Source organism: Bradyrhizobium sp. Rc3b (genome assembly GCF_900114915.1).
Lineage (GTDB): Bacteria > Pseudomonadota > Alphaproteobacteria > Rhizobiales > Xanthobacteraceae > Bradyrhizobium.
Window position 1 is genome coordinate 155,360 of record NZ_FOUS01000009.1, and the last position, 25,339, is coordinate 180,698.

Sequence of the window (25,339 nt, forward strand, 5' to 3'; positions counted from 1 at the left end):
CTCAGCGTTTGTAGGTGTTCTTGACGAAGGGCATGGCCGCGACAGCGACCGGCAGACGCTGGCCGCGCACCTCGGCGAAGAGTTGTGTGCCGAGCGCGCTTTGGCTCGTGGGCACGTAGCCCATCGCGACCGGCGCATTCAGGCTTGGGCCGAAACCGCCCGATGTGACTTGTCCGATCGGCTCGCCGCCCGCGTCATTCGCAAACAGCAGCGCGCCCTCGCGCACCGGCGCGCGTCCCTGGGCGAGCAGGCCGACGCGGCGGCGGGCCGCGCCGTTGTCGAAATGGGCGAGGATTTTTTCGGCACCGGGAAAACCGCCGGCGCGCACGCCGCCGCTGCGGCGGCTCTTCTGCACCGACCATTCCAGCGCGGCCTCGACCGGCGTGGTCATGGTGTCGATGTCGTGGCCGTAGAGGCAGAGCCCGGCTTCCAGCCGCAGGCTGTCGCGGGCGCCTAGGCCGATCGGCAGCACGTCGGGATTTTCGAGCAGCGTTTTGGCGAGACGTTCCGCATCGGCCGCGGGAACCGAAATTTCAAAACCGTCCTCGCCGGTGTAGCCGGAGCGCGAGACGAAGCAGTCGAGGCCGGCCACCTTGCGCGGGCCGGAATCCATGAACTTCATGGCGGGCGCCTCTGCACACAATTTCGCCAGCGCCGCCTCGGCCTTCGGCCCCTGCAGCGCGATCAGCGCACGATCTGCGAGGGAATCGATGACGCAATCTTCAGAGAGATTCGCGCGCAGATGCGCCTCATCAGCGTCCTTGCAGGCGGCGTTGACGACCAGGAAGAGGTGATCGCCGAAATTGGCGACCATCAGGTCGTCGAGAATCCCGCCGTCTTCATTGGTGAACTGGGCGTAGCGCTGCCGTCCCGCCGCGATCGCCACGATATCCTGCGGCACCAGCCGTTCCAGCGCGCGGGCGGCGTCCTCGACCCTGCCGGATTTCGGCCGGAGCGCGATCTGGCCCATATGGGAGACGTCGAACAGGCCGGCGGAGGCCCGGGTATGGAGGTGCTCTTTCAGCACGCCCGCAGGGTATTGCACGGGCATGTCATAGCCCGCGAACGGCACCATCTTGCCGCCGAGGGAGACATGAAGCCCATGAAGGGGCGTACGTTTCAGGGAATCTTGGTCGTCGCGCGCTAGCATCACAGGGGCCCTCGGCGGTTCCCCCGGGACGATTCCCTGAGGACACCAGTCGAAGCCCCATCTGTCGCTGTGCCTGAGAGTATTATCCCGTCGGCGGGAGCCATCCGGGTCTAAACCCGTCGGCGCCTCTTTCCAGATGCTGTCAAAGCCACGCGGTCCTTTTGCCTGAGAGTTTCCGGGGCGGTTGCTCCTTCGGCGCCGGCTGCCTAAAGCCGGTCTCTCCCGACGTGGCCGTACGATACAGATGGGTACAGACCACAGCGGGGCCAAGCCTGTCAACGCGTCCGCTTGCCCTATCAACGGGATTGCAGCGGGGATTGAGCGGCTGCGGCAACCCTCTGATCTCCTTGCACAGTTTCTGGACAGCGAAGCTGGCCTTGTCTAAAAGCGCTGTGGCCCGCAGATATCAGCCTAAATGTCAGGTTTGGATGGCCTATAGCGGGTCCAAGCACACCCGATTGGATGAACATGAGCGGCGTCAACGAGATCAGGTCGACCTTTTTGAACTTCTTTGCCGAGAACGGCCACGAGATCGTGTCGTCCTCGCCATTGGTGCCGCGCAACGATCCGACGTTGATGTTCACCAATGCCGGCATGGTGCAGTTCAAGAACGTCTTCACCGGCGTCGAGAAGCGGCCCTATCAGCGCGCCACCACGTCGCAGAAATGCGTGCGCGCCGGCGGCAAGCACAACGACCTCGACAATGTCGGCTACACCGCGCGCCATCTCACCTTCTTCGAGATGCTCGGCAACTTCTCGTTCGGCGACTACTTCAAGGAGCGCGCGATCGAGCTCGCCTGGAAGCTGATCACCAAGGATTTCGGGCTCAACAAGGACAAGCTGCTCGTCACCGTCTACCACACCGACGACGAGGCGCACGGGCTCTGGAAGAAGATCGCCGGCTTCTCCGACGACCGCATCATCCGCATTCCGACCTCCGACAATTTCTGGGCAATGGGGGACACCGGTCCGTGCGGCCCGTGCTCGGAGATCTTCATCGACCGTGGCGATCACATCTGGGGCGGCCCTCCGGGCTCCCCGGAGGAGGACGGCGACCGCTTCCTCGAATTCTGGAATCTCGTGTTCATGCAATATGAGCAGGTGACGAAGGAGGAGCGCGTGGATCTGCCGCGTCCCTCGATCGACACCGGCATGGGCCTCGAGCGCATGGCCTGCATCATGCAGGGGGTCGACAGCGTGTTCGAGACCGACCTGTTCCGTCATTTGATCGATGCGACATCGTCCGCGCTCGGCAGCGGGCCGAATGAGCAGACCGTCGCCTCGTTCCGCGTCATCGCCGACCATTTGCGTTCCTCGGCCTTCCTGGTCGCGGACGGCGTGCTGCCCTCGAACGAGGGCCGCGGCTATGTGCTGCGCCGGATCATGCGCCGCGCGATGCGCCATGCGCAGCTGCTCGGTGCCAAGGAGCCGCTGATGCACCGCCTGGTCTGGGCGCTGGTGCGCGAGATGGGCCAGGCCTATCCCGACCTGATGCGCGCGGAGAACCTGATCGAGGAAACGCTGCGGCTGGAAGAGACCCGCTTCCGCAAGACGCTTTCGCGTGGCCTTGCCATCCTCGACGAGAAGAGCGCGTCCTTGAAAAAGGGCGACATGTTCGACGGCGACGTCGCCTTCACGCTGTACGACACCTACGGCTTCCCGCTCGACCTGACGCAGGACGCGCTGAAGTCGCGCGGCATCGGCGTGGATCAAGCTGCGTTCACCGACGCAATGGAGCGCCAGAAGGCCAAGGCGCGCGAGTCCTGGAAGGGGTCCGGGGAAGCTGCGTCCGAGGCGATCTGGTTCCCGCTGCGCGAAAAGCTCGGCGCCACCGAATTCCTCGGCTACGAGACCGAGAGCGCCGAAGGCGTGGTGTCGGCGCTGGTGAAGGACGGTGCAGAGGTCGCCAGCCTGAAGGCCGGCGACACCGGTGCGATCGTGCTGAACCAGACGCCGTTCTACGCGGAATCAGGCGGCCAGGTCGGCGACACCGGCGTGCTCACGGGCGAGGGCGGCATCAAGTTTCGCGTCACCGACACGCAGAAGAAGCTCGGCGATTTCTTCGTGCATGTCGGCAACGTGGAGAGCGGCGAGCTGAAGCTCGGCACCGCGCTGCAGCTCGAGGTCGATCATTCCAGGCGCTCCTCGATTCGGGCGCATCATTCGGCGACGCATCTCATCCACGAGGCGCTGCGCCAGGTGCTCGGCGACCACATCGCCCAGCGCGGCTCGATGGTCGCGCCGGATCGCCTGCGCTTCGACTTCGTGCATCCGAAGCCGATCACGGCAGAGGAGCTGGCCCGCGTCGAGGACATCGCCAACGACGTGGTGCTGGAGAATGACGAGGTCACCACGCGTGTGATGGGCGTCGACGAGGCCCGCGAGGCCGGGGCGCGCGCGCTGTTCGGCGAGAAATACGGTGATGAAGTCCGCGTCGTCTCGATGGGCCGGACCGCGCGTGAGCGCGGCGCCAACGCGCTCGGCTGGTCGGTCGAGCTCTGCGGCGGCACCCATGTCAAGCGCACCGGCGACATCGGCCTGATCACGCTCACCGGCGAGAGCGCGGTTGCTTCGGGCGTGCGCCGCATCGAGGCGCTGACCGGCAATTATGCGCGCAGGCACGCCAACGAGACCATGGCGCTGGCCAAGACCGCGGCGAACGAGCTGCGCACCTCGCTCGACGACGTCCCGGCGCGCATCACCGCGCTGATGGAGGAGCGCAAGAAGCTCGAGCGCGAGCTCTCCGACGCCCGCAAGAAGCTGGCGATGGGCGGCGGCGCTTCGGCCGGCAGCAATGGCGCAGCTTCAGGCGTGCGCGAAATCGGCAACGTCAAGCTGATGGCGCGCGCGGTCGAGGGCATCGAGATGAAGGATCTCAAAAGCCTCGCCGACGACGGCAAGAAGCAGATCGGCTCCGGCGTGGTCGCCATCGTCGGCGTCACCGAGGACGGCAAGGCCGGCATCGTGGTCGGCGTCACCGCGGATCTCACCGCGCGCTTCAACGCGGTCAACCTCGTGCGCGTTGCCTCCGAGGCGCTCGGCGGCAAGGGCGGCGGTGGCCGGCCCGACATGGCGCAGGCCGGCGGCCCTGACGGGGCCAAGGCGACCGAGGCGCTGGCGGCGATCGAAAAAGCAATGGCAGGCGCGTAAACGGCCATGCGCCCCGGTCTGCGAGGGCGTGGACTTCGCGATCCCAATTTGAGGGATCGCCTCTACGAATTGCTGGAGCACGATCCGCTGGCTTATTCAGCCGGATCGCGCTTCATCCAGATCATCATCGGCGTCATCGTGCTCAATGTGGCCGCGATGATCCTCGCCTCGGTGCCGGAGCTGGACGCCCAGTTCGGCACGGTGTTCTCGGCCATCACCGTCCTGTCCGTGATCGTGTTCGCGCTGGAATATCTGGCGCGGCTGTGGACCGTGGCGGGCCACACCCAGCGCAAGGGCTCCGCGCTGTCCGACCGGCTGGGCTATGCCTTCTCCGCGCTCGGCGTCATCGACCTCATGGCGTTCCTGCCGGCGGCAATCGTGCTCGCCACCGGCCGGCACGCGACGCTGGCGGCGCTCGGGGTGCTGCCGTTCTTCAAGCTGATCCGCTATTCGCCGGCGATGCGCTCGCTGCTCGCCGCCGTGCATGCCGAGCGTCGCGCGCTGATCGGCTGCATCGTCATCCTGATCGGTGCGGTCCTGACTTTCGCCTCGCTGCTCTACGCCATCGAGCGCGACGTGCAGCCGGACAAGCTCGGCACCATCCCGCAGGCGATGTGGTGGGCGATCGTGACGCTCGGCACCGTCGGCTATGGCGACGTCGTGCCGGTGACGCCGCTCGGCAAGCTGGTCTCCACCTTCGCCATCATCTCAGGCTTCGCCATGATCGCGCTGCCGGTCGCGATCATCTCCACCGCCTTCGCCGAAGAGGTGAAGCGGCGCGATTTCGTCGTCACCTGGGGCATGCTGGCGCGGGTGCCGCTGTTCTCGCATCTGTCTGCCGCGGAGATCGCCGACATCATGCGGCTGTTGCGCGCGCGCACCATCGAGCAGGGCGAGATATTGGTCCGCCGTGGCGATGTGGCCTCGTCGATGTATTTCATCACCGCGGGCGAGGTCGAGATCACGCTGCCGAGCCAGCATGTGCACCTCACGGACGGCACCTTCTTCGGCGAGATCGCGCTGCTGCATAAAACAAAGCGCAGCGGCACGGTGACGGCGACGCGCAAGACGCGCCTTTTGGTGCTCGACGCCCAGGATTTTCACGCCTTGATCGAACGGATGCCGACGCTCGCCGACCACGTCCACACCACCGCCAAGGCACGGCTTGCCGACAGCGGCGATCTCGCGCTCGCGGAATTGGCGCAGGCGGAGAAAGACGGGACCGACCGCTGAGCGGTCAGCCCTTCTTCAGGAAGACATACTCGGCCGAGTAGGGTGCGCTCCTGAACTCGCCGGCCTTGTCGCACGCGCCGTCGAGCTTGCCGCCATGGGTGTTGATGCGCTGGACGGTGGCGACCGGCGTCAGGGTGCCGCTGCCGCGGCGGGCGGTCACTTCCAGCTTCAGCCAGGGGATATCGGCGGCCGTTGCGCCCGGTGCGTTGCCCGCGGCCTTGGCGGTCACCGCGCTGCCGTCGGCGAGCTCCCAGTTCGGGCCGGCATAGTGGCGGCCGATCGTCTTGCCGTCCGAGAGAAGCGTCGCGACCGGTTCGCGGAAGCTCCATGCGAGCTTGCTGTCGGTGCCGGCCTTGCACTCATAGACCTGCGCGCCCTCGGCGTGGACGCTAAGCACGACGCTCTCGCCCGGCGCGGCGATGGCGTCGGGGAGCGGCTCGGCAGCCCCGGCCGGTCCGATCAGGGCCGCGAGCAGCATGGTGGGGCCGGCAAGCTTGATGAACATGGTGGCATCTCCGCGCAAGGTCTCAAAAAGAAACGGGCCGCGCTGTTGCGCGGCCCGTGATGATGTCTGGCCCAGTCGGGCGAAATTGCGGTCGGCTCAGGCCGCCAACTCTTTCGTGAGGTTCTCCGCGACCTTGTCGAGGAAGCCGGTGGTCGAGAGCCAGCGCTGGTCGGCGCCGACCAGGAGCGCGAGGTCCTTGGTCATGTAGCCGGCCTCGACGGTGTCGACGCAGACCTTCTCCAGCGTGTTGGCGAACTTGGCGAGCTCGGCATTGTTATCGAGCTTGGCACGGTGGGCGAGGCCACGGGTCCAGGCGAAGATCGACGCGATCGAGTTGGTCGAGGTCTCCTTGCCCTTCTGGTGCTCGCGGTAGTGGCGGGTCACCGTGCCGTGGGCGGCTTCGGCCTCCACGGTCTTGCCGTCGGGGGTGAGCAGCACCGAGGTCATCAGGCCGAGCGAGCCGTAGCCCTGCGCGACCGTGTCGGACTGCACGTCGCCGTCGTAGTTCTTACAGGCCCAGACATAGCCGCCGGACCATTTCAGCGCCGAGGCCACCATGTCGTCGATCAGGCGGTGCTCGTAGGTCAGGCCCTTGGCGTCGAACTCCTTCTTGAACTCGCGGTCGAAGATGTCCTGGAAGATGTCCTTGAAGCGGCCGTCATAGACCTTGAGAATCGTGTTCTTGGTCGAGAGGTAGACCGGATAGTTGCGCAGCAGGCCGTAGTTGAACGAGGCGCGGGCGAAGTCGATGATGGAGTCGTCGAGATTGTACATCTCCATGGCGACGCCTGCGCCGGGCGCCTTGAACACTTCCTTCTCGATCACGGTGCCGTCCTCGCCGACGAACTTCATCGACAGGGTGCCCTTGCCCGGGAACTTGATGTCTGTGGCGCGGTACTGGTCGCCATAGGCGTGGCGGCCGATGATGATCGGCTTGCTCCAGCCGGGAACCAGGCGCGGCACGTTCTTGCAGATGATCGGCTCGCGGAAGATGCAGCCGCCGAGGATGTTGCGGATGGTGCCGTTCGGCGACTTCCACATCTGCTTGAGGTTGAACTCCTTCACCCGGGCTTCATCCGGGGTGATGGTGGCGCACTTGACGCCGACGCCGACCTTCTTGATGGCTTCGGCGGCGTCGATGGTGACCTGATCGTTGGTGTGGTCGCGGTACTCCATGCCCAGGTCGAAATACATCAGCTCGACATCCAGGAACGGGTTGATCAGCTTGTCCTTGATGTACTGCCAGATGATCCGGGTCATCTCGTCGCCATCGAGCTCGACGACGGGATTGGATACCTTGATTTTTGCCATGATCGGGGAAGCCTCTTGGGAACGGCGCTTTTGGCGCGCCACGGGAATATCCGCCGCCTCTTAGCACCCAGACGCGGCGGGCGAAAGCCAAGGGATTATGCACTTTTAGCTCATCCAGCTTCCCCAGACGTGGGGGCAGGGCCGCCCTGCCGCAGGGCCGGATCCGAGGATCCAGTGGAGATTCAAAAGTCGATTCCAACCCGTTATTTCCCTTGAGAATTTCGTCAGGACAGGCAAACGAGGCGGACAGCGCCGGCCGGCCCAGGGACGACTTGGGAAAGGCTGGCTTGAATCAATTCCTGAGAGTGCCCTGGCAAGGCCTTGAGCCGAAGAGTGAAAGCGAAACGAGATGTCGGGGACTGACAAGAGCAAGGCGGGTTTGTCCCTCGACGGTCCCATCGTGATCCTGGTCGAGCCGCAGCTCGGGGAAAACATCGGCATGGCCGCGCGCGCCATGGGCAATTTTGCGCTCGGCGCCTTGCGCATCGTCAACCCCAGGGACGGCTGGCCCAACATCGCCGCCCAGCGCGCCGCCGCCGGCGCCGACCACATTCTGGAAAAGGTCGAATTGTTCGCCACGGTCGAAGACGCCGTCGCCGACCTCGACCTGCTGTTCGCCACCACGGCGCGCCCGCACGACCAGGCCAAGCCCGTGGTCGGGCCGGAGGCAGCCGCCAGCGAGATCGCAGGTCACGTCGCGACCGGCGGCAAGGCCGGTATCCTGTTCGGCCGCGAGCGCTGGGGCCTGACCAACGAGGAGGTCGGGCTCTCCAACCGCATCATCACCTTCCCGGTCAACCCGGGCTTCGCCTCGCTCAACCTCGCCCAGGCCGTGCTGCTGGTCGGCTATGAATGGTTCAAGCTGATGACCTCGGGCGAGCTGCCGCACGCCATGCCGGAGCGCTCCGAGCGCGCCTCGCAGCACCAGATGCATGCCTTCTTCGACAACCTCATCCGCGAGCTCGACAAGGTGGAATTTTTGCGCCCGGCCGAGAAGCGCGACACCATGCTGGTGAACCTGCGCAACATCTTCAGTCGGATGGAGCCGACCAAGCAGGACATGCACACCCTGCACGGGGTGATCATGGCGATCGCCGAGGGACGCAAGGGCCCGGCCAAGGGCGGCGTGCTCGACGGCGAGCAGGCGACGCGCCTGCGCGCGCTCTTGGCCGAGCACGGGCAGGGCGGCGGCGTGCCCGACAGCGGCTCGACCGTGCGCGGCCTCGCCCGCCTGCTTCGCCGCAACCCGACCGATGCCGAGCGTCTGCTCTGGCAGGCTTTGACCCGCGACCGTCGCTTCGCCGGCCAGTTCAAGCGCCAGACCCCGGTCGGCCGCCACATCCCGGACTTCGTCTCCTTCCCGCATCGGATCGCGATCGAGCTGGTCAATCCGGGCGAGGGGGAAGCGATCGCAGCGGATCGCGCATCGCGGCGGGCCTGGCTCGAGGCGCGGGACTATCGGGTGCTGGAGATTCGCGCCGCGGATGTGGAGCGGGATCTCGAGGCCGAGCTGGCGCGGCTGCAGGGGATGATCGAGCAAGCGATGTAGGTGCCGTAAGGCATGGCTCTCGTAGGGTGGGCAAAGCGAAGCGTGCCCACCATCTCTCGCTGATCATCAAGAGAAGGTGGGCACGGCGCTACGCGCCTTTGCCCACCCTACGGCACTTCCTGCTGGTCGGCAGCGGATGACGTCAGCGCTGAAACACGACCTTGCCGCCCACGAGCGTCATGTCCGCCTTGATGTCCTTGATCTGGTCCTCCGGCACGGCCGTGTAATCCGCGGAGAGCACCACGATGTCCGCAAGCTTTCCGGGCTCAATGGTCCCTTTACGTGCTTCATCGAACGTGTAGCGCGACGCCGCGCTGCTGTAGAGCCGCAGGGCCTGCTCGCGCGTAATGGCTTCTGCCGCGCCGTAGACGTTTCCGTTGGGGTCCTTCCTGGTCACCATGATGTACATGTTGAGGAAGGGGTTGATCGGGTTGACGGGAAAGTCCGTCCCGGCGCCGAGACTATTGAGCCCCATTTTTTCGATTAACGTCCTGGTCGGTACGGCGCGGTCAGCGGTCGCTTTCCCGAGAAATCGTTCGACGGTCGCTGCCTTATCCCACATGAAAGCGTTCTGGAAATCGACACGGGCTCCCAGCTTCTGCGCCCGCTCCATCTGTTCTGGCCGGATCAGGCTGGCGTGAATGAGGACGAAGCGACGGTCTCGGATCGATTTCTCCTTATCCACTGCCTCGAACGCATCGAGCACCTGGTCAATACCAAGGTCACCCACCACGTGGACACCGACCCGCCAGTCATATCGGTGGCAGATGGAGACGAGTTGTTTCAATCGCTCAGGTGTCTGCTGCGCAACGCCATGATAGTTGTCGTGTGAATCGGGATACACCTCGCGCATGAGCGCCGTCTTCAGCGTCATGCCGCCGTCGTAGAAGATCTTGATTCCCGCGAACTTCAGCCAATCGTCGCCAAAGCCTGAAGAGGCCCCATTGCCTGCCATGATCGCTTCCCACGCGGTCAGATCGGCCGGGGGCTCCGGTCGAAACATCACGCCGGTGCGCAATGTGGCTTTCCCGGATGCGACATGCTTCTGCAGCATGCGGATATCGCGTGCCTCTGTCGCGCCTTCGACCACGCTCGTGATACCGAAGCTGTTCAGCACACTTTCGGCAATCGTGAATTGCCTCATCTCATCGTCTTCTGTCCAGGGCGGTACGGCCTTCTCGACCCGATCGATCGCCGTCTCCACCAGCACGCCGGTCAATTCACCGGCCGCGTCGCGCTCAAACTTTCCCCCGTTCGGATCCGCGGTGGTCTTGTCGATTCCGACCCGCTGTAGAGCCATGCTGTTCGCCATCGAGAAATGCCCGACGGTGCGAAGATAGACCGGATTGTCTGGAGCAACGCTATCAATCTCCTGCCTGGTCAGATATCGCTTCTCGGCCAATTGTGAAGGCGGATGCCACGCGCCACCTACAATCCACTCGCCCGGCTTCTTCTTCGCAGCGAATGCCTTGATGGCCTCGAGCGCTTCGGCGACCGTCTTGGCTCGGCCCATGATGACGACATAGTCGCCAAGACCAGCGGCCTTGAAGTGAGCGTGTGTATCGATCAATCCGGGGATGACGGTCTTGCCAGCCACATCGAGCACGCGGGTCCGGGCGCCGGCGAGCGCCTTTATCGAAGCACTGGTTCCGGTTGCGAGAATCTTTCCGTCTGCAACGGCCACTGCTTCCGTCATCGTCGATCGCTCATCCAGCGTCAGAACCTTGCCATTAATGAGGACCAGGTCAGGTGCGCTGAACTCCGGTTGCTGCGCCGCGACACTTACGATGCCGGCGATCCACATGCTCGTGGCAACGATTGCAGATGCCGTCAACTTGCGAACCATGACGTCCCCCTTGAATCTTGTCTTTGCTGGACGAAGATTTTCAAGGGTATCGTCGATCGAACATCGGTTCAACGCTTCTGAGGCTTGCCAGCGTCCACATGCTGGCAAAGTGGATCGCGCTCTGTGTTAGTCTCGTAGGGTCGGCAAAGCGAAGCGTGCCCACGACGTCGATCAACAACGGCGCGGCAGACACGTGGGCACGGCGCTGCGCCCAAGACCATCCCGCCTCGTTGATGCATGTCAAGGAACATGGAACCCCGCCCGTTACGGTTTTGAGGCAACAGGGAGGGTTCGATATGTCAATCAGCCGTCGCCAAGCACTGGCCGCCTTCAGCGCCGCAGTATCGGCGCTCGCGATTTCCCGCACCGCACGCGCCGAGTTTGATGGTCTTGTCGTCAGGGCTCTGGAGGGCGGAGAAGATTTTTGGCTTGCCCAGGACGCCTATATCTACGGATATCCGCTCGTGACGATGGAGATGACACGCCGGGTCATGACCAACGTTGCTGCGGTGGAAGGCACGCGCGGGCCAATGGGGCAATTCGTCAAGCTCCGCAAGTACCCTGATGCCACCTTCAAGGACGTCACGGCACCCAATGCCGATACGCTCTACACGACGGCCTGGATCGACGTGGGAGACGAGCCCTGGGTCCTGAGCATGCCGGACATGAAGGACCGCTACTTCCTATTTCCGATGCTGGACGGCTGGACCAATGTCTTCCAGGTGCCTGGCAAGCGCACCACCGGCACCAAGGCGCAAACCTATGCGATCACCGGCCCGGGCTGGAAGGGAACGCTTCCCGCCGGCGTCAAGGAATACAAATCACCCACGGGCATGGTGTGGATCCTGGGCCGCATCTATTGCACCGGTACGCCGGAAGACTACGCGGCCGTGCACGCCGCGCAGGACCAGTTCAAGCTCGTGCCGCTCAGCGCATACGACAAGTCCTTTACGCCCCCGGCAGGCAAGGTCGATGCGTCGATCGACATGAAGACGGCGGTTCGCGAGCAGGTCAACCGCCTGGACGCCGCGGCCTATTTCACCCTTCTCGCGCAATTGATGAAGCGCAATCCGCCGGCCGCCGCCGACGCGGCCGAGGTCGCCAAATTCGCGAAGATCGGTCTTGTCCCCGGCAAGGATTTTGACGCAAGCAAATTCGATGCTGCCTTCGCCAAGCGGGTCCCGCAGGTGGCATTCGAACGCATCATGCTCCAGTTCAAGGTCAACAAGGCGATCAAGAACATCAACGGCTGGGCCTTCGACAGCGAAGCCGGCATTTACGGGACCAATTTTCTCAACCGTGCGCTTGTCACGGCCATCGGCCTCGGCGCCAACCGGATTCAGGATGCGTGCTATCCGACATCCCAGAAGGACGCCGATGGCAAAGAGTACGTCGGCAGCAACAAATACGTCATGCGTTTTCCGAAGGGGCAGCTTCCTCCGGTCGGCGGCTTCTGGTCGCTCACGATGTATGACGAGAACTATTTCTTCGTCGCCAATCCGATCAACCGCCAGTCGATCAGCGCCCGCCAGAATCTCAAAGCCAATCCCGACGGTTCGGTCGACCTCTACATTCAGAAGGACAACCCGGGCCCCGACAAGGAGAGCAATTGGCTTCCCGCGCCCGCGGGCAAGTTCGTGCTGATGTTGCGGATGTACTGGCCGAACGAGAAGTCGCCCTCGATCATCAACGGGACCTGGAAGCCGCCGCCCGTCCGGCAGGTGACGAGCAGCTAGGGAGCACGGCGCTTCGCGCCTTTGCCTACCCTACGCACCGTCACCGGCGCCCGAGCAGTACCTCGCGCTCCACCGCAATCCAGGTCGTCCGCGCCAACGCCAGCAATCTGCCGGCTTCATCACGAAGCGCGGCGTCGGCCGTGCGCTTGCGGCCGTCGCGGCCGGTGGGCCAGGCGGTGATGATGCAGCGCTCGCCGGGGTGGGGGCGGGCTTCGATGCGGGCTGACATCCGTCCGAGCAGCAGCGGGGTCTTCTCGAAGCTGCCGCTCTGCTGATCGTAATTGCAGGCAAACCCGGTCGGGCAGTCGAGCGCGGACCAGAGAAATTCGGGCGCGATGAGGCCATCCTCGGCGGCGAGATTCGGATCGGGTGCCCAGCTCGCGGCGAGAACGGCGTTCCGCGCATGACGGCGGAGCGGGCCGGCGAAGATGCGCAGGCCGTCGCCTTTCGCCCTTGCGGGACCGCAGACGAAGCAGTTCGGCAGCGGATGCTCGTGCGGATTGAACAGTGCGAGCAATTCGGCCGCGCGGGCTTCCGGCAAGTTAGCTGTCTCGATCTGCGCAAGCTCGACGCTCACGGCGCGCCCTGTCGCGACCACCTTGTCGCCGTCTCGGAGCTCCCATGTGTCGCCGTCTGTCGCGACCACAGCGAGCGGCGTGTCCAGAGGGGGCGGCGCGCGCAGCGTCACTTCCGCTGGCCCCGGAATATGACGGGCGAGCCGGCCGCAGACATAGCCGCCGTTCCCGGAATTGGGAGGGCCGCAATAGCGTTTGTCGATGATGATCTCTGTCATGGTGCGCATTCTACCTGATCTTGAGCACAATTCGCCCCAGAACCGTGCGGTTGGCCACGGCGCGCATGGCCTCGCCGGCCTGCTCCAAAGGAAGGACGCGGTCAATGTGCGGGCGGATCTGCCCGGCCGCCAACAACTGCATCAGCGTGTCGTTCATCCGCGCGCTCTCGTCCGGGCATTTCTCCGCCCAGGCACCGGCAAAGACGCCAATGATGGAATAGTTCTTCAGCAGCGGCAGGTTCATCGGGATGGACGGAATCTCGCCGCCGGTGAAGCCGATCGGCATCAGCCGTCCGCCCCATTTCATCAGCCGGGCCATCTGCTCGAAGATCGCGCCGCCGACATTATCGAAGCCGACATCGATGCCTTCGCCTGACGTGATCGCCTTGATCCGGTCGCGGAGATCCTCGCTGCGATAGTTGATGACCGCGCTGGCGCCGTAGTCGCGGACCAGGGCCGCCTTGTCGTCGGAGCCAACCCCGGCGACGACGCGCAGGCCGAGATGGCGGCCGAGGTCGACGGCGGCCAGTCCAACTCCGCCGGCAGCGCCGGTGACGAACAGCGATTCGCCGCGCTCGGCTCGTGCCCGCTCGACCAGTGCGTAATAGGCCGTGCCGTAATTGTGCAGTACCGTGGCCGCTGCTTCGAACGCGACGCCGTCAGGCAGGCGCACGCTCTTCGACTCCTTCGCGATCATCCGTTCGGCGTAGCCACCGGTCCAGCTGCTGCAGGCCACGCGATCGCCGGGCGCGAACTTTGTCACCTTGTCGCCGATTGCTACGACGGTTCCGGAGGCTTCCGTGCCGGGTACGAAAGGCGTCGGCGGCCGCATCTGGTAGAGGCCCGAGACCAAGAGCTGGTCCATGAAGCTCACGGAGGCCGCGCGGACGTCGATCAGGATCTCGTCGCCGGCGGGCTTGGGGACATCGATCTCAGCGAGGCGCAAATCGCCGGGTCCAGTGAACGAATGGCACAAAACTGCTTTCATTGTGGCGCTCCCGTTTTGCGACAGGCGAACATGCGCGGCAGCGGACGTGCGAACATGACGATCTTCCCTTAAGGTGTCGGCGCAAATGGCGCAGCATGCAGAACTGAACCCTTCGCTCGCGAGCGGGCTCGATCCGGTCCGACACTTACCAATGGACCGTCCCCTGCGCGTCCCCCGAACGGCGCGATGACGACGAGAGGATTTTCATGACGGTCTTCTCGCTTCACGCGCTTGGATTTCCCGAGGTCTACGCTGGCGATCGCCCGATCAAGCTGAACCTGCGCAAGGCTCTTGCGCTGCTGATCTATCTCGCGGAGGCCAGGGGCGCCGTTGCGCGCGAGGTCCTGGCCGCGCTGCTGTGGCCGGAGACGTCAGCCGAAACCGCCCGGGCGCGGTTGCGGCGGCTGCTTCATCGCATCGAGCTTGCACTTGGCCGGGAGGTTTTCGAGGCCGACCGCGCCAGCGTGCGATGGTCTGCGGCGGTCGAGATGACGATCTATACCCATCTGTTCGAGGGCGCCTGCGACCGCGGCGCCTTCGAAGAAGCCTGTGCGATCTATCGGGACGACTTTCTCGCAGGGTTCGCTCTCGACGATTGTCCTGCATTCGACGATTGGGCGTTCTTTCGCCGCGAGGCGCTGAGAGGACGGCTGATGCATGCGCTCGAGCGTCTCGTGCAGGACAAGAACGCCGCCGGCGATCATTTTGCCGCGACCGCGTATGCGGCGCGCCTGGCCGAGCTCGATCCGCTCAGTGAAGTCTATGGGCGGTATCTGATCCGCAGCCTGCTGCTATCAGGCGACCGCAGCGCGGCCGAGCGTCACCATGCGGCCCTGACACAGCGGCTGCGGGAGGAACTCGGGATTGCGCCGGAGGCCGAGACCGAGGCGCTCATGAGTCCCGCAACGGAGCTGCACGCTGTTCCGACCACGCGCTATGTGAAGGGTGCCGGCGTGCATCTGGCGTATCAGACCTACGGAAGTGGCCCGCTCGATATCCTGGTGATGCCCGGTTTCGTGTCGCATGTGGAGCGCGCCTGGGAGAGCCCTGCAAGCCGGACGTTCCTGGCGTCGTTGATGAAGCTTGGACGGCTGATCGTTTTCGATCGTCGCGGGATCGGGTTGTCCGACCGGGTCGGATCGGCTCCCGGCATCGACGTCACCGCGGAGGATATCGACACCGTGCTGCGGGCAGCGGATTCGCGCCGCGTCGTGCTGTTCGGCGCTTCCGAATGCGGGCCGGCCTGCATCAAATTTGCGGTCGACGAACCGCGCCGCGTCGCCGGGCTCATCCTGTTCGGCGCGCTCGCCAAGGGCTGCTGGTCGGAGGATTATCCGCATGCCTTGCGCGCCAGCCAGTATGACGCCTGGAGCAGGCAGCTCGTCGCGCAATGGGGCGGCCCGGTCGGCATCGAGACCTTTGCGCCGAGTCTTGCCGGCGATCCCCGGGCCCGCGCCTGGTGGGCCGGGCTATTGCGTGCGGCCTCCAGTCCCGGCGGCATCTCGGCCGTGCTCGAGGCCTTTCGCGATGCCGACGTGCGGCATCTCCTGGCGCAGATCGCGGTGCCGACGCTGGTGCTGCACCGGCGCGGCGACCAGGCGGTGCGGATCGCGGCCGGCCGCGATATCGCGAGCCGGATCAGCGGTGCGGAGTTCGTCGAGCTCGACGGCAACGATCACTGGTTTTTTGCGGGTGATCAGCAGCCGGTGCTCGAGGCGATCGCGCGATTTATAAAGGGTTCGATCTTGTAGGGTGGACAAAGCGAAGCGTGCCCACGACGTCGTTCGAGAAGGACCGAGGCAGATCGTGGGCACGGCGCTTTGCGCCTTTGCCCACCCTACGAAGTCATCGTAGCCCGGATGGAGTAATCCGGGACAGTGTCCCCGCCTTCCGCTTTGCTCCGCGGGCTACGACGTGAGAGCGATCATACCGCCTCGAGCTCACGCTTCTTCTTCGCCTTGGACTGGCCGAGCAGGGGCCCGGCCGTGAGTGCCGCTGTATCGGCCACGCCTGGGTCGCGCGAGATCATCGCGGCGACGATGGCACCGTCGATGATGAGGCCGAGCTGATGCGCGAGCATTGCGGGCTCGCTCGAGCCCAGCTCGGCGGCGAGCTTCTCGATGTGGCCGAGCACGATCTTCTTGTGCTTCAGCGCGATGTTGCGGAACTGCTTGGCGTCCTTGTCGTGCTCGCCGACCGCGTTGATGAAGGGGCAGCCGTAGAAGCGCTCTTCGGCAAACCAGCTCTTCAGGGCCGGGAAGATGCGCGTCAGCTTGGCCTGCGCGTCGCCGCCGCCGTCTTCCATGGCGCCGATGAACCATTCGCGCCATTGCTTGCCTTCGCTCTCCAGCACCGCGTTGACGAGGTTGGTCTTGGAGCCGAACAATTTGTAAAGCGTGGTCTTCGCGGTGCCGGCCTCCTCGATGATCGCATCGATGCCGGTGGCGTTGATTCCGTTCTTGCAAAACAGATGCGAGGCGGCGCTGAGCAGGCGCCCGCGCGCGGATTCGTCATCGCCGCCGCCTGAATGCGGCGCGTTCTTCTTCGACGACATCTTGTTCAGTGAAGGCTTGTTCAGTGAAGGTTTGGCCATGGATTGCAACTTAATCGCAGCCGCGCGGTATCATCAAGTCGCATCTGCTCCGCGCTAAAAAGATTCGCACTGGCGATCTCATCTGCATGGCCTTTGAGCAGAGCGCGGCTGATCAATCCGCAGGCAGCCATCGCTAAGCGGCTCCAATGCCTCGCATTTCGTTTTCGGTCTCGTCTGGCACGCTCCATGCAAGGAAACAGACCGTTCGGTATCCTGCCGTTTTCCACGGCTGCCAGGGAGAAGATGATGACTGCCGTCGTTCAAAAGACAGTGCTGTCGGGGTGCCTTGCGCCCATCGACAAGAATGGCCTCGAGCAACTGATCGCGAGCGGCAAGGCCAATCCGAAGGTCGTCAAGACCTTGAAATGCAAGACGGTCGCGGAAGGCAAATTCCGCCACGCCAACTACATCCGCAATCTGCCGCCCTATATCGTCGACGAGCCGCCGGGGCTGCTGGGCGACGACACCGCGCCCAATCCGTCGGAAGCCTCGCTTGCTGCGCTCGGCTCGTGCCTCGCGGTCGGCCTGCACGCCAACGCCGTGCATCGCGGCTGGATCGTCAACAAGCTCGAGCTCGAGCTCGAAGGCGACCTCAACATCACCGCGGTCTGGGGCACTGGCGACACCTCGGACAAGCCGGTCGGCTTCACCGATGTCCGCGTCAAGGTCGACATGGAATGCGAGGGCGTCTCGCAGGACGAGATCAACGCGCTGGTCGCCCATGTGAAGAAATGGTCGCCGGTCGCCAACACCTTCACCCGGCCGGTCAATCTCGAGGTCGGCATCTAGCTGACAGCAACCAGGACAAGGTGCAGGAGACGATCATGGGGTCACTGGCTTTATCGCGGGCCGAGGTTTTGGATCAGCCCGCACCGTCCATTGCAGGGGAGGTGGCGCGGATCGCGCGCGAAGATCTCGCGCCGCTTGCCGCCGGCATCGACGACGGCTCGGTCTATCCCGCCGAGGTGCTGCGCAAGTTCGGCGCGGTCGGCGCCTGGGGCAGTCACGTGCTGCACGAAGGTCCCGCAGATCTGCGCTGCGCGATCCAGGCGATGGCTGCTATCGGCGAGGTCTGCGGTGCCACGGCCTTCATGGCCTGGTGCCAGAACACGCTGGTCTGGTACGCCGCCAACTCGACCAATCTGAAGCTGGCAAAACGTTTCGGCGATACGTTCTCGACCGGCCGCGTGCTCGGCGGCACCGGGCTTTCCAACCCGATGAAGAGCTTTTTCGGGATCGAGAAACTGAAGCTGAAAGGCAAGAAGGTCGAGGGCGGTTATATCGTGCGCGGCGCGCTGCCCTGGGTCTCCAATCTCGGCCCCGATCATTATTTTGGCACCATCTTCGAGCGTGAGGAGGATGAAGGTACTGTGATGTTCCTGGCCGATTGTTCGGATCCCGCGATCACGCTGACGCCGTGCAAGCCGTTCATGGCGATGGACGGCACCGGCACCTATGGCGTGCAGTTCCGCGATGTCTTCGTGTCGGACGAGCTGATCCTCGCTGATCCTGCGGCGCCCTTCGTGAAGAAGATCCGTGCCGGCTTTATCCTGCTCCAGGCCGGCATGGCGCTGGGAGTGATCCGCGATTGCATCAACATCATGGACGAGGTCGGAAGTCCGCTCGGCCATATCAACCGCTATCTGCCGCAGCAGCCGGTGCATTTCCGCGATGTCGCTGCCGAGCTCGAGGCCGAGACCATGGTGCTGGCGCGCGATCCCTACAACGAGGACGAGACTTACTGGCGCAAGGTGATCGCGCTCAGGCTTAGCGCCGGCGAGGCCAGCGTCGCGGCGGCGCATGCGGCGATGCTGCATTGTGGCGCACGCGGCTATCTCAGGAGTCACCGCGCGCAACGACGGCTGCGCGAGGCCTATTTCGTCGCGATCGTCACGCCGGCCACCAAGCAGCTGCGCAAGATGCTCGCCGATTACTGAGCTTAACGAGTCCACCCCAGAAGACCACTTAACCTCAACGGAGAGGCTGCCAATGACGGACGTTCTGATCTCTGCCAGCGAACTTGCCGATCTCTTGAAGCTCGAACCCTGTGTCGTCATCGACACCCGCAATCCCGACGCCTATGGCGCCGGGCACCTGCCGGGCGCCGTGAACGTGCACGAGATCTTCACGTTTCTCGCGACCTCGACGCCGGAAGGCATGAGCGAGCTGAAGACCAAATTCGCCGACGCCTTCGGCGCTGCCGGTCTCTCCGGCAAGGAGACCGCGGTGATCTACGAGCAGTCGATGAATTCCGGCTTCGGCCAGTCCTGCCGCGGCTACTATCTGCTCACCATGCTCGGCTATCCCAAGGTGAAGGTGCTGCATGGCGGCTTCGACGCGTGGTCGGCCGCGGGTCTTCCGGTGACGAAGGATGTCCCGGTACCGGCGAAGGCCTCGTTCGCGGTCGTGCCGGAAGCCGGCGATATCCTGATCGATGCGAAGACCATGCTTGCCGCGGTCGGCAAGCCCGGCATCGCCATTCTCGACGTGCGTGATGTCGACGAATGGATCGGCGACAGCTCTTCGCCCTATGGAAAGGATTTCTGCCCGCGCAAGGGCCGCATCCCCGGCGCGGTCTGGCTCGAATGGTACCGCATGATGAAGCCGACCGCGGAAGGGCCCCGCTTCAAGTCCAAGGACGAGATCCTGGCCGAATGCGCCACCGTCGGCATCTCGCCGACGACGCCGGTCTATCTCTATTGCTTCAAGGGCGCGCGCGCCTCGAACACCTTCCTGGCGCTGAAGAATGCCGGCGTGAAGGACGTGCGGATGTATTTCGGCTCCTGGAACGAATGGTCGCGCGATCCATCGCTGCCGATCGAGCAGGGATTGCCGATTGCATCGGGGGTGACGACCAAGGCGGCGTGAGCGCGCCTGACTAGATCGGGTCGTGTTGCCACGAAGGAAGTGCACTCCCTCTCCCGCTTGCGGGGGAGGGTTGGGGTGGGGTGTCTCCTCAGCGGGATTCCCAGTGTGGAGAGAGCCCCCACCCGGCGCTTCGCGCCGACCTCCCCCGCAAGCGGGAGAGCTGAAATGAGCCCGTGGCCAGCATCGAAGCTGATCGCTTCATGCCAAACCGTTGAGGCCAGTCCGCGAACGCGGCGCAATTCCCAGCGCCTTGATCCGCGAGGCCAGGGTGGTCGGCTTGATGTCCAGCATCTCGGCCGCGCCGCCGGGGCCGAAGACTTTTCCAGCACAGGCCTCGAGCGCGGCCAAAATGTTGGCGCGCTCGTGGTCGCGCATTTCCGACGACGTCATGACGGCGGGACGCGCGTCGAGCTTCTGGCGAGCGGCACCGCTAGGCGCTTGCACGCCGGAGGCGTCAGGCAGATCGATGCGCAGGCGGCCGTTCTGCGACAGGATCGCGGCGCGCTCGATCACGTTCTGCAGTTCGCGGACATTGCCGGGCCAGTCGTAGCGGGTCAGCCGCCGCGCGTCGCCCTCCGACAGGCGCAAATTCGACTTTAACGCCTTGCTCTCGCGCGTCAGGAAGTGCTGGGCGAGCAGCGGAATGTCCTCGCGCCGCTCGCGCAAGGGGACGGTCTCGATCGGGAACACGTTGAGGCGGAAATAGAGGTCTTCGCGAAAGCGGCCGCGCTGGACCTCCTGCTTGAGATCGCGATTGGTCGCGGCGATGACACGAACGTCGACCGCGCGGGTGCGCGCCTCGCCGACGCGCTCGAAATGGCCTTCCTGCAGCACGCGCAGCAGCTTACCTTGGAGTTCGAGCGGAATCTCGCCGACCTCGTCGAGGAACAGCGTGCCGCCGTCGGCGAGCTCGAAGCGGCCGATGCGGTCGCGCGTCGCCCCGGTGAAGGCGCCTCGGACATGGCCGAAGAACTCGCTCTCGAACAATTCGCGCGGGATCGCGGCGCAGTTGACGCGGATCAGCGGCCGGTCGCTGCGGGTGGAGTCCTCATGGATGGCGCGCGCGATCAGCTCCTTGCCGGTGCCGGATTCGCCGTTGATCATCACCGCCGCGGTGGTTGGCGCCACCAGCTTGACCTGCCGCAACGTCTTCTGGATCGCCTCGCTTCCACCGATGATGCCGCGCGGATTGGTCTCGATGCGGATTTCTTCCTGGAGATAGGCGTTTTCCAGCTCGAGCCGTTCGCGCAGGCGGTCGACCTCGGCAAGGGCGGCGTGCAGCTTCTCGTCGGCCTCGCGGCGCTGGCTGACGTCGCGAAACACCACGACGGCGCCGACCACGACGCCGCGATCGCGGATCGGAGTCGATGTGTATTCGACCCAGGCGGGCGAGCCGTCCTTGCGCCAAAACACCTCGCCGTCGACCTGGTGCACGGCGCCATCGCGGAACGCCGCATAGATCGGGCAATCGTGGTTGTGATAGTGGCGGCCGTCGTGGTGGGTGTGGTGGACGATCGGGTGGATCTCCTTGCCGACCAGCTCTTCGGCGGTCCAGCCGAGCATGCGCTCGGCCGCGGGATTGACGAAGGTGGTCTTGCCTTCCGCGTTCACGCCATAGATGCCTTCGCCGGCGGCGCGCAGGATCAGCTGGTTCTCGCGTTCGATGTCCTGAAACACGCGCTCGACCCGCTGCCAGGTCGAAATGCCGCCGCGCATGTGGTCTTCGGCGGCGGCATCGACATTGCGCCGGCGGCGCGCTTCGAGATCGGTCAGCGTCAGCAGCAGCAGCGTGCGGCCGTCATGCGGCAGCAGGCAGCCGGCATATTCGAGCCGGAGATTTTGCCCCGTCGCATGTCGGGGATTGAGCGCCGTGGTCCAGTAGGCTCCCTTATGCAGCACGGCCTGGGTGAAGACGGTAAGGGCGGGAAGCTCGCCGGCATGGAGCGTGCTGGCCCGGGTCTGCCGCAGCAGGGCGCGGTCGTAGCCGAGAAGAGCACAGGCGGCGGGATTGGCATCGACGATCTGGTCGCCATAGGGGGCGACCAGAAGCGTCGCCTCGACGGAGGATTCGAACGCCGCGATGCGCGGGTCGATGGCGGAAGCCACATCATCGTGGATGGGCATTGGCGTCGTTGCCATTGCGAAATCTCGTAATTGAACTACGAAATCTCGTTTATCACGAGTTTTCGTAGTGGCCAAGCGCAGGCGAAATTACTGCGTCATCAAGGCACTGGCCGCTTCTAGGGTCGTGGCATGCTCCTTGCGTAATTCCTCCCCGCAATGACGCGCAGGAGGGCCGATGTCCACGTTCGACAATCCGTTTGATTCCGATCGCAACCTTCGAGCCGGCTGTATCTGCGGCCAGCATCGTTCTGCGGCGGAGCACGAGCAGGCGACGGCGCTGCATTGCGAACCGGTCGAAAGCGAAGAGAAGCGTTACGAGGGCGTGGTCGCCTCCGCGGTGATGCGCGCGATGTTTCCGCAGGACGTGGCGCGGCGTGCATTCCTGAAGTCGGTCGGCGCATCGACTGCGCTTGCTGCACTGTCACAGTTCTTCCCGCTCAAGACGGCGACCGAGGTGTTCGCGCAGGCCGGTACGCCCGAGAAGAAGGACCTCAAGGTCGGATTCATTCCGATCACCTGCGCCACGCCCATCATCATGGCGGCGCCGATGGGCTTTTACTCCAGGCACGGACTCAATGTCGAAGTGGTCAAGACCGCCGGCTGGGCCGTGATCCGCGACAAGACCATCAACAAGGAATACGACGCCGCGCACATGCTGGCGCCGATGCCGATCGCGATCTCGCTGGGCCTGGGCGCAAACGCCATCCCGTTTGCGGTGCCCGCGATCGAGAACATCAACGGGCAGGGCATCGTGCTGGCGGCCAAGCACAAGGACAAGCGCGACCCCAAGGATTGGAAGGGCCTGAAATTCGCCATCCCCTTCGACTATTCCATGCACAATTACCTGCTGCGCTACTATCTCGCCGAGCACGGTCTCGATCCCGATACCGACGTGCAGCTGCGCTCGGTGCCGCCGCCGGAGATGGTCGCCAATTTGCGTGCCGACAACATCGACGGCTTCCTCGCGCCCGACAACATCTGCCAGCGCGCGATCTATGACGGCGTCGGCTTCATGCATCTGTTGTCGAAGGAGATCTGGGACGGGCATCCCTGCTGCAGCTTTGCCGCAAGCCGCGAGTTCATCACGTCAGCGCCAAACAGCTTTGCGGCGCTGACCCGCGCCATCGTCGATGCCACCGCCTATGCCTCGAAGGCCGAGAACCGCAAGCAGATTGCAGAGGCGATCGCGCCCGCCAACTACATCAACGCGCCCGTCACGGTGCTCGAACAGGTCCTGACCGGCACCTATGCCGACGGTCTCGGCGGCGTGAAGACCGACGCCAAGCGCGTCGATTTCGATCCGTTCCCCTGGCAGTCCTTCGCGGTGTGGATGCTGACGCAGATGAAGCGCTGGGGCCAGATCAAGGGCGACGTCGACTACAAGGCGGTGGCCGAGCAGGTGTATCTGGCCACCGACACCAAGAAGCTGATGACGGAGATGGGGCTGTCGCCGCCAGCGAGCGCGTACAAGTCGTTTGCGGTGATGGGCAAGACTTTCGATCCGGCCAAGCCGGAGGACTATGTCGCGAGCTTCAAGATCAGGAAGTCGTCGTGATGGGCTGCGCTTTCTCCCAAGCGTCGTCCCTGCGAACGCCGGGACCCATAACCCCAGGGAGACGTTTGGCGAAGACTCGTCGTTCGGTACGCCCACCGATTGCGATCGATAGATTCCGCGGTATGGGTCCCGGCGTTCGCCGGGACGACATGGGGAGAGGTCTTGCGCGATGACCTCCTCCCTCCGTCTCCGCGCCGGTCTCGTTTCCATCGCGCTGCTCGCCGCGTTCCTCGGCATCTGGCATCTCGCCACGCGCTCGACGGGCCCCGTCGCCACGATGAGCCCCGAATATGCCAAGCTGATGGGCCTGACCGCGACGCAGGGCAAATCGGCGATGCCCGGGCCGCTCGACGTCGGCGCCAAGCTCTGGGAGCATCTGAGACGGCCGTTCTACGACAACGGGCCGAACGACAAAGGGCTCGGCATCCAACTTGGCTATTCCATCGGGCGCGTCGGCACCGGCTATCTGCTCGCGGTGCTGGTCGCGATCCCGCTCGGCTTCCTGATCGGCATGTCGCCGCTGCTCAGCAAGGCGCTCGATCCCTTCATCCAGGTGCTGAAGCCGATCTCGCCGCTGGCCTGGATGCCGCTCGCGCTCTACACCATCAAGGATTCCTCGATCTCGGCGATCTTCGTCATCTTCATCTGCTCGATCTGGCCGATGCTGCTCAACACCGTGTTCGGCGTTGCCAGCGTGCGCAAGGAATGGATCAACGTTGCGCGAACGCTCGAGGTCGGCACCGTCAGGCGCGCCTTCACCGTGATCCTCCCGGCGGCGGCGCCGACGATCCTGACCGGCATGCGCATCTCGATCGGCATCGCCTGGCTCGTGATCGTCGCTGCCGAAATGCTCGTCGGCGGCACCGGCATCGGCTACTTCGTCTGGAACGAGTGGAATAATCTGTCGATCACCAACGTGATCATCGCGATCCTCCTGATCGGGATCGTCGGGATGCTGCTCGACCAGATCCTGGCGCGCTTCACGCGCATGGTCACGTATCCGGAGTAGGGGCGATGACCGACAAATTCATCTCCATCGAAGCCATCGCGAAGCGCTATCCGGGCGCCGGCGGTGCCACGACCACCGTTTTCGAGAACCTGTGGCTCTCGATGGCGCGGGGCGAGTTTGCTTGCGTGATTGGGCATTCCGGCTGCGGCAAGACCACGGTGCTCAACATCCTCGCCGGCCTCGATGCGCCGAGCGAGGGCGCCGTCATCGTCGACGGGCAGGCGATTTCGGGCACCAGCCTCGACCGTGCGGTGATCTTCCAGAGCCACGCGCTGTTGCCCTGGCGAACCGTGCTCGGCAACGTCACCTATGCCGTGAGCTCGAAATGGCGCAGCTGGGACCGCGCCAAGGTGAAGGCGCACGCGCAGAGCTTCATCGATCTCGTCGGCTTGACTGGCTCCGAGCACAAGCGGCCGTCAGAGCTGTCGGGCGGCATGAAGCAGCGCGTCGGCATCGCACGTGCGCTCTCGATCATGCCGAAGATCATGCTGATGGACGAGCCGTTCTCGGCGCTGGACGCGCTGACGCGCGGCACGCTGCAGGACGAGGTGCGGCGCATTTGCCTCGAGACCGGGCAGACCGCGTTCATGATCAGCCATGATGTCGACGAGGCGATCTACCTCGCCGACAAGATCTTCCTGATGACCAACGGGCCTGGCGCGGTGCTCGCGGAGGTCGTCGAAAATCCGCTGCCGAGAGACCGCGGCCGCACCGATCTGCACCGCCATCCGCTCTATTACGCGCTGCGCAACCACATCATCGATTTCCTGGTGACGCGCAGCAAGACGTTTACCGCCGAGACACCCGGTCACGATCCACGGAATGTACCGCTGGTGCATATCGGCAAGCCCGGCCTGACGATCGCGACCAGTGGTGACGAGCAACGCCAGACCTGGATTCCCGGGACCAGTCCCGGACTGACTGCCTGA

Annotated in this window: 19 protein-coding genes and 1 riboswitch; of the genes, 11 read left to right on the forward strand and 8 right to left on the reverse strand. The window is 64.5% G+C overall.

The genetic code is table 11. The features are described from left to right. Window position 1: 1 nt before the first annotated feature. The gene (gene gcvT / locus BM190_RS22100; protein ID WP_092258994.1) at window positions 2-1,150 is read right to left on the reverse strand and encodes a glycine cleavage system aminomethyltransferase GcvT; all 1,149 of its coding nucleotides are present in this window, start codon (window positions 1,148-1,150) and stop codon (window positions 2-4) included. A gap of 144 nt (window positions 1,151-1,294) precedes the next feature. Beyond that, window positions 1,295-1,385: riboswitch (glycine riboswitch) on the reverse strand. A gap of 233 nt (window positions 1,386-1,618) precedes the next feature. On the opposite strand from gcvT, the gene alaS reads away from it, so the two are divergent. Then, window positions 1,619-4,300, forward strand: coding sequence for an alanine--tRNA ligase (gene alaS / locus BM190_RS22105; RefSeq protein ID WP_026201699.1), 2,682 nt, complete (start codon window positions 1,619-1,621; stop codon window positions 4,298-4,300). Between the two features lie 6 nt (window positions 4,301-4,306). Then, complete coding sequence (locus BM190_RS22110) at window positions 4,307-5,533, forward strand: cyclic nucleotide-gated ion channel (protein ID WP_092258997.1); 1,227 nt, start codon at window positions 4,307-4,309, stop codon at window positions 5,531-5,533. Between the two features lie 4 nt (window positions 5,534-5,537). Here the strand turns inward: BM190_RS22110 and BM190_RS22115 are convergent, their stop codons facing one another. Further along, window positions 5,538-6,038, reverse strand: a complete 501-nt coding sequence (locus BM190_RS22115) for a DUF3455 domain-containing protein (RefSeq protein ID WP_092259000.1) — start codon at window positions 6,036-6,038, stop codon at window positions 5,538-5,540. A gap of 96 nt (window positions 6,039-6,134) precedes the next feature. Next, window positions 6,135-7,349, reverse strand: a complete 1,215-nt coding sequence (locus BM190_RS22120; RefSeq protein ID WP_018316614.1) for an NADP-dependent isocitrate dehydrogenase — start codon at window positions 7,347-7,349, stop codon at window positions 6,135-6,137. Window positions 7,350-7,698: 349 nt separating this feature from the next. Here BM190_RS22120 and BM190_RS22125 point away from each other — a divergent pair, with 349 nt between their 5' ends. Next, window positions 7,699-8,898 (forward strand): TrmJ/YjtD family RNA methyltransferase, encoded by a 1,200-nt coding sequence (locus tag BM190_RS22125; RefSeq protein WP_092259003.1) that lies wholly within the window; start codon window positions 7,699-7,701, stop codon window positions 8,896-8,898. Window positions 8,899-9,040: 142 nt separating this feature from the next. Here BM190_RS22125 and BM190_RS22130 read toward each other — a convergent pair whose 3' ends face one another. Then, window positions 9,041-10,744: an amidohydrolase gene (locus tag BM190_RS22130; protein WP_092259006.1), complete on the reverse strand. Its 1,704-nt coding sequence runs from the start codon at window positions 10,742-10,744 to the stop codon at window positions 9,041-9,043. 296 nt (window positions 10,745-11,040) lie between these two features. Here BM190_RS22130 and BM190_RS22135 point away from each other — a divergent pair, with 296 nt between their 5' ends. Continuing rightward, window positions 11,041-12,480 (forward strand): DUF1254 domain-containing protein, encoded by a 1,440-nt coding sequence (locus tag BM190_RS22135; RefSeq protein WP_092259009.1) that lies wholly within the window; start codon window positions 11,041-11,043, stop codon window positions 12,478-12,480. A gap of 40 nt (window positions 12,481-12,520) precedes the next feature. Here BM190_RS22135 and BM190_RS22140 read toward each other — a convergent pair whose 3' ends face one another. Together BM190_RS22140 and BM190_RS22145 are read right to left on the reverse strand one after the other, a co-directional pair. Further along, window positions 12,521-13,273, reverse strand: a complete 753-nt coding sequence (locus BM190_RS22140) for a hotdog fold domain-containing protein (RefSeq protein WP_092259323.1) — start codon at window positions 13,271-13,273, stop codon at window positions 12,521-12,523. Between the two features lie 10 nt (window positions 13,274-13,283). Beyond that, window positions 13,284-14,261: an NADPH:quinone oxidoreductase family protein gene (locus tag BM190_RS22145; RefSeq protein WP_092259012.1), complete on the reverse strand. Its 978-nt coding sequence runs from the start codon at window positions 14,259-14,261 to the stop codon at window positions 13,284-13,286. A gap of 206 nt (window positions 14,262-14,467) precedes the next feature. Here BM190_RS22145 and BM190_RS22150 point away from each other — a divergent pair, with 206 nt between their 5' ends. Next, window positions 14,468-16,012 (forward strand): bifunctional AfsR/SARP family transcriptional regulator/alpha/beta hydrolase, encoded by a 1,545-nt coding sequence (locus tag BM190_RS22150; protein ID WP_092259015.1) that lies wholly within the window; start codon window positions 14,468-14,470, stop codon window positions 16,010-16,012. A 173-nt stretch (window positions 16,013-16,185) separates the two neighbouring features. On the opposite strand, the gene BM190_RS22155 is transcribed toward BM190_RS22150, so the two are convergent. Then, on the reverse strand, window positions 16,186-16,854 hold the full coding sequence (locus tag BM190_RS22155) for a TetR/AcrR family transcriptional regulator (RefSeq protein WP_177237216.1): 669 nt from the start codon (window positions 16,852-16,854) through the stop codon (window positions 16,186-16,188). A gap of 246 nt (window positions 16,855-17,100) precedes the next feature. On the opposite strand from BM190_RS22155, the gene BM190_RS22160 reads away from it, so the two are divergent. Genes BM190_RS22160 through BM190_RS22170 form a run of 3 tightly spaced genes read left to right on the forward strand, consistent with a single transcriptional unit; the run spans window position 17,101 to window position 19,722 of the window. Further along, window positions 17,101-17,643, forward strand: coding sequence for an OsmC family protein (locus tag BM190_RS22160; RefSeq protein ID WP_092259329.1), 543 nt, complete (start codon window positions 17,101-17,103; stop codon window positions 17,641-17,643). Between the two features lie 35 nt (window positions 17,644-17,678). Beyond that, window positions 17,679-18,791 (forward strand): acyl-CoA dehydrogenase family protein, encoded by a 1,113-nt coding sequence (locus BM190_RS22165; RefSeq protein ID WP_177237217.1) that lies wholly within the window; start codon window positions 17,679-17,681, stop codon window positions 18,789-18,791. Between the two features lie 52 nt (window positions 18,792-18,843). Further along, window positions 18,844-19,722, forward strand: coding sequence for a sulfurtransferase (locus BM190_RS22170; RefSeq protein ID WP_092259021.1), 879 nt, complete (start codon window positions 18,844-18,846; stop codon window positions 19,720-19,722). A 198-nt stretch (window positions 19,723-19,920) separates the two neighbouring features. On the opposite strand, the gene BM190_RS22175 is transcribed toward BM190_RS22170, so the two are convergent. Next, entirely contained in the window at window positions 19,921-21,861 is a 1,941-nt protein-coding gene (locus BM190_RS22175) for a sigma 54-interacting transcriptional regulator (protein WP_092259024.1), read from the reverse strand. 160 nt (window positions 21,862-22,021) lie between these two features. Here BM190_RS22175 and BM190_RS22180 point away from each other — a divergent pair, with 160 nt between their 5' ends. The 3 genes from BM190_RS22180 to BM190_RS22190 all read left to right on the forward strand — a co-directional run bounded on the left by BM190_RS22180 (window position 22,022) and on the right by BM190_RS22190 (window position 25,339). Further along, window positions 22,022-23,401 (forward strand): CmpA/NrtA family ABC transporter substrate-binding protein, encoded by a 1,380-nt coding sequence (locus BM190_RS22180; protein WP_092259027.1) that lies wholly within the window; start codon window positions 22,022-22,024, stop codon window positions 23,399-23,401. A gap of 169 nt (window positions 23,402-23,570) precedes the next feature. Then, window positions 23,571-24,410 (forward strand): nitrate ABC transporter permease, encoded by an 840-nt coding sequence (ntrB, locus tag BM190_RS22185; protein ID WP_092259030.1) that lies wholly within the window; start codon window positions 23,571-23,573, stop codon window positions 24,408-24,410. A gap of 5 nt (window positions 24,411-24,415) precedes the next feature. After that, window positions 24,416-25,339: an ABC transporter ATP-binding protein gene (locus BM190_RS22190; RefSeq protein ID WP_092259033.1), complete on the forward strand. Its 924-nt coding sequence runs from the start codon at window positions 24,416-24,418 to the stop codon at window positions 25,337-25,339.

Bases quoted from the DNA above. Each gene is read 5' to 3' on its own strand.
- BM190_RS22170 (WP_092259021.1), top strand. From the start codon at position 18,844: ATGACGGACGTTCTGATCTCTGCCAGCGAACTTGCCGATCTCTTGAAG.
- BM190_RS22150 (WP_092259015.1), top strand. From the start codon at position 14,468: ATGACGGTCTTCTCGCTTCACGCGCTTGGATTTCCCGAGGTCTACGCT.
- gcvT (WP_092258994.1), bottom strand. From the start codon at position 1,150: ATGCTAGCGCGCGACGACCAAGATTCCCTGAAACGTACGCCCCTTCAT.
- BM190_RS22180 (WP_092259027.1), top strand. From the start codon at position 22,022: ATGTCCACGTTCGACAATCCGTTTGATTCCGATCGCAACCTTCGAGCC.
- ntrB (WP_092259030.1), top strand. From the start codon at position 23,571: ATGACCTCCTCCCTCCGTCTCCGCGCCGGTCTCGTTTCCATCGCGCTG.
- alaS (WP_026201699.1), top strand. From the start codon at position 1,619: ATGAGCGGCGTCAACGAGATCAGGTCGACCTTTTTGAACTTCTTTGCC.
- BM190_RS22145 (WP_092259012.1), bottom strand. From the start codon at position 14,261: ATGAAAGCAGTTTTGTGCCATTCGTTCACTGGACCCGGCGATTTGCGC.
- BM190_RS22140 (WP_092259323.1), bottom strand. From the start codon at position 13,273: ATGACAGAGATCATCATCGACAAACGCTATTGCGGCCCTCCCAATTCC.
- BM190_RS22110 (WP_092258997.1), top strand. From the start codon at position 4,307: ATGCGCCCCGGTCTGCGAGGGCGTGGACTTCGCGATCCCAATTTGAGG.
- BM190_RS22165 (WP_177237217.1), top strand. From the start codon at position 17,679: ATGGGGTCACTGGCTTTATCGCGGGCCGAGGTTTTGGATCAGCCCGCA.
- BM190_RS22115 (WP_092259000.1), bottom strand. From the start codon at position 6,038: ATGTTCATCAAGCTTGCCGGCCCCACCATGCTGCTCGCGGCCCTGATC.
- BM190_RS22155 (WP_177237216.1), bottom strand. From the start codon at position 16,854: ATGGCCAAACCTTCACTGAACAAGCCTTCACTGAACAAGATGTCGTCG.
- BM190_RS22175 (WP_092259024.1), bottom strand. From the start codon at position 21,861: ATGGCAACGACGCCAATGCCCATCCACGATGATGTGGCTTCCGCCATC.
- BM190_RS22130 (WP_092259006.1), bottom strand. From the start codon at position 10,744: ATGGTTCGCAAGTTGACGGCATCTGCAATCGTTGCCACGAGCATGTGG.
- BM190_RS22135 (WP_092259009.1), top strand. From the start codon at position 11,041: ATGTCAATCAGCCGTCGCCAAGCACTGGCCGCCTTCAGCGCCGCAGTA.
- BM190_RS22190 (WP_092259033.1), top strand. From the start codon at position 24,416: ATGACCGACAAATTCATCTCCATCGAAGCCATCGCGAAGCGCTATCCG.
- BM190_RS22120 (WP_018316614.1), bottom strand. From the start codon at position 7,349: ATGGCAAAAATCAAGGTATCCAATCCCGTCGTCGAGCTCGATGGCGAC.
- BM190_RS22160 (WP_092259329.1), top strand. From the start codon at position 17,101: ATGACTGCCGTCGTTCAAAAGACAGTGCTGTCGGGGTGCCTTGCGCCC.
- BM190_RS22125 (WP_092259003.1), top strand. From the start codon at position 7,699: ATGTCGGGGACTGACAAGAGCAAGGCGGGTTTGTCCCTCGACGGTCCC.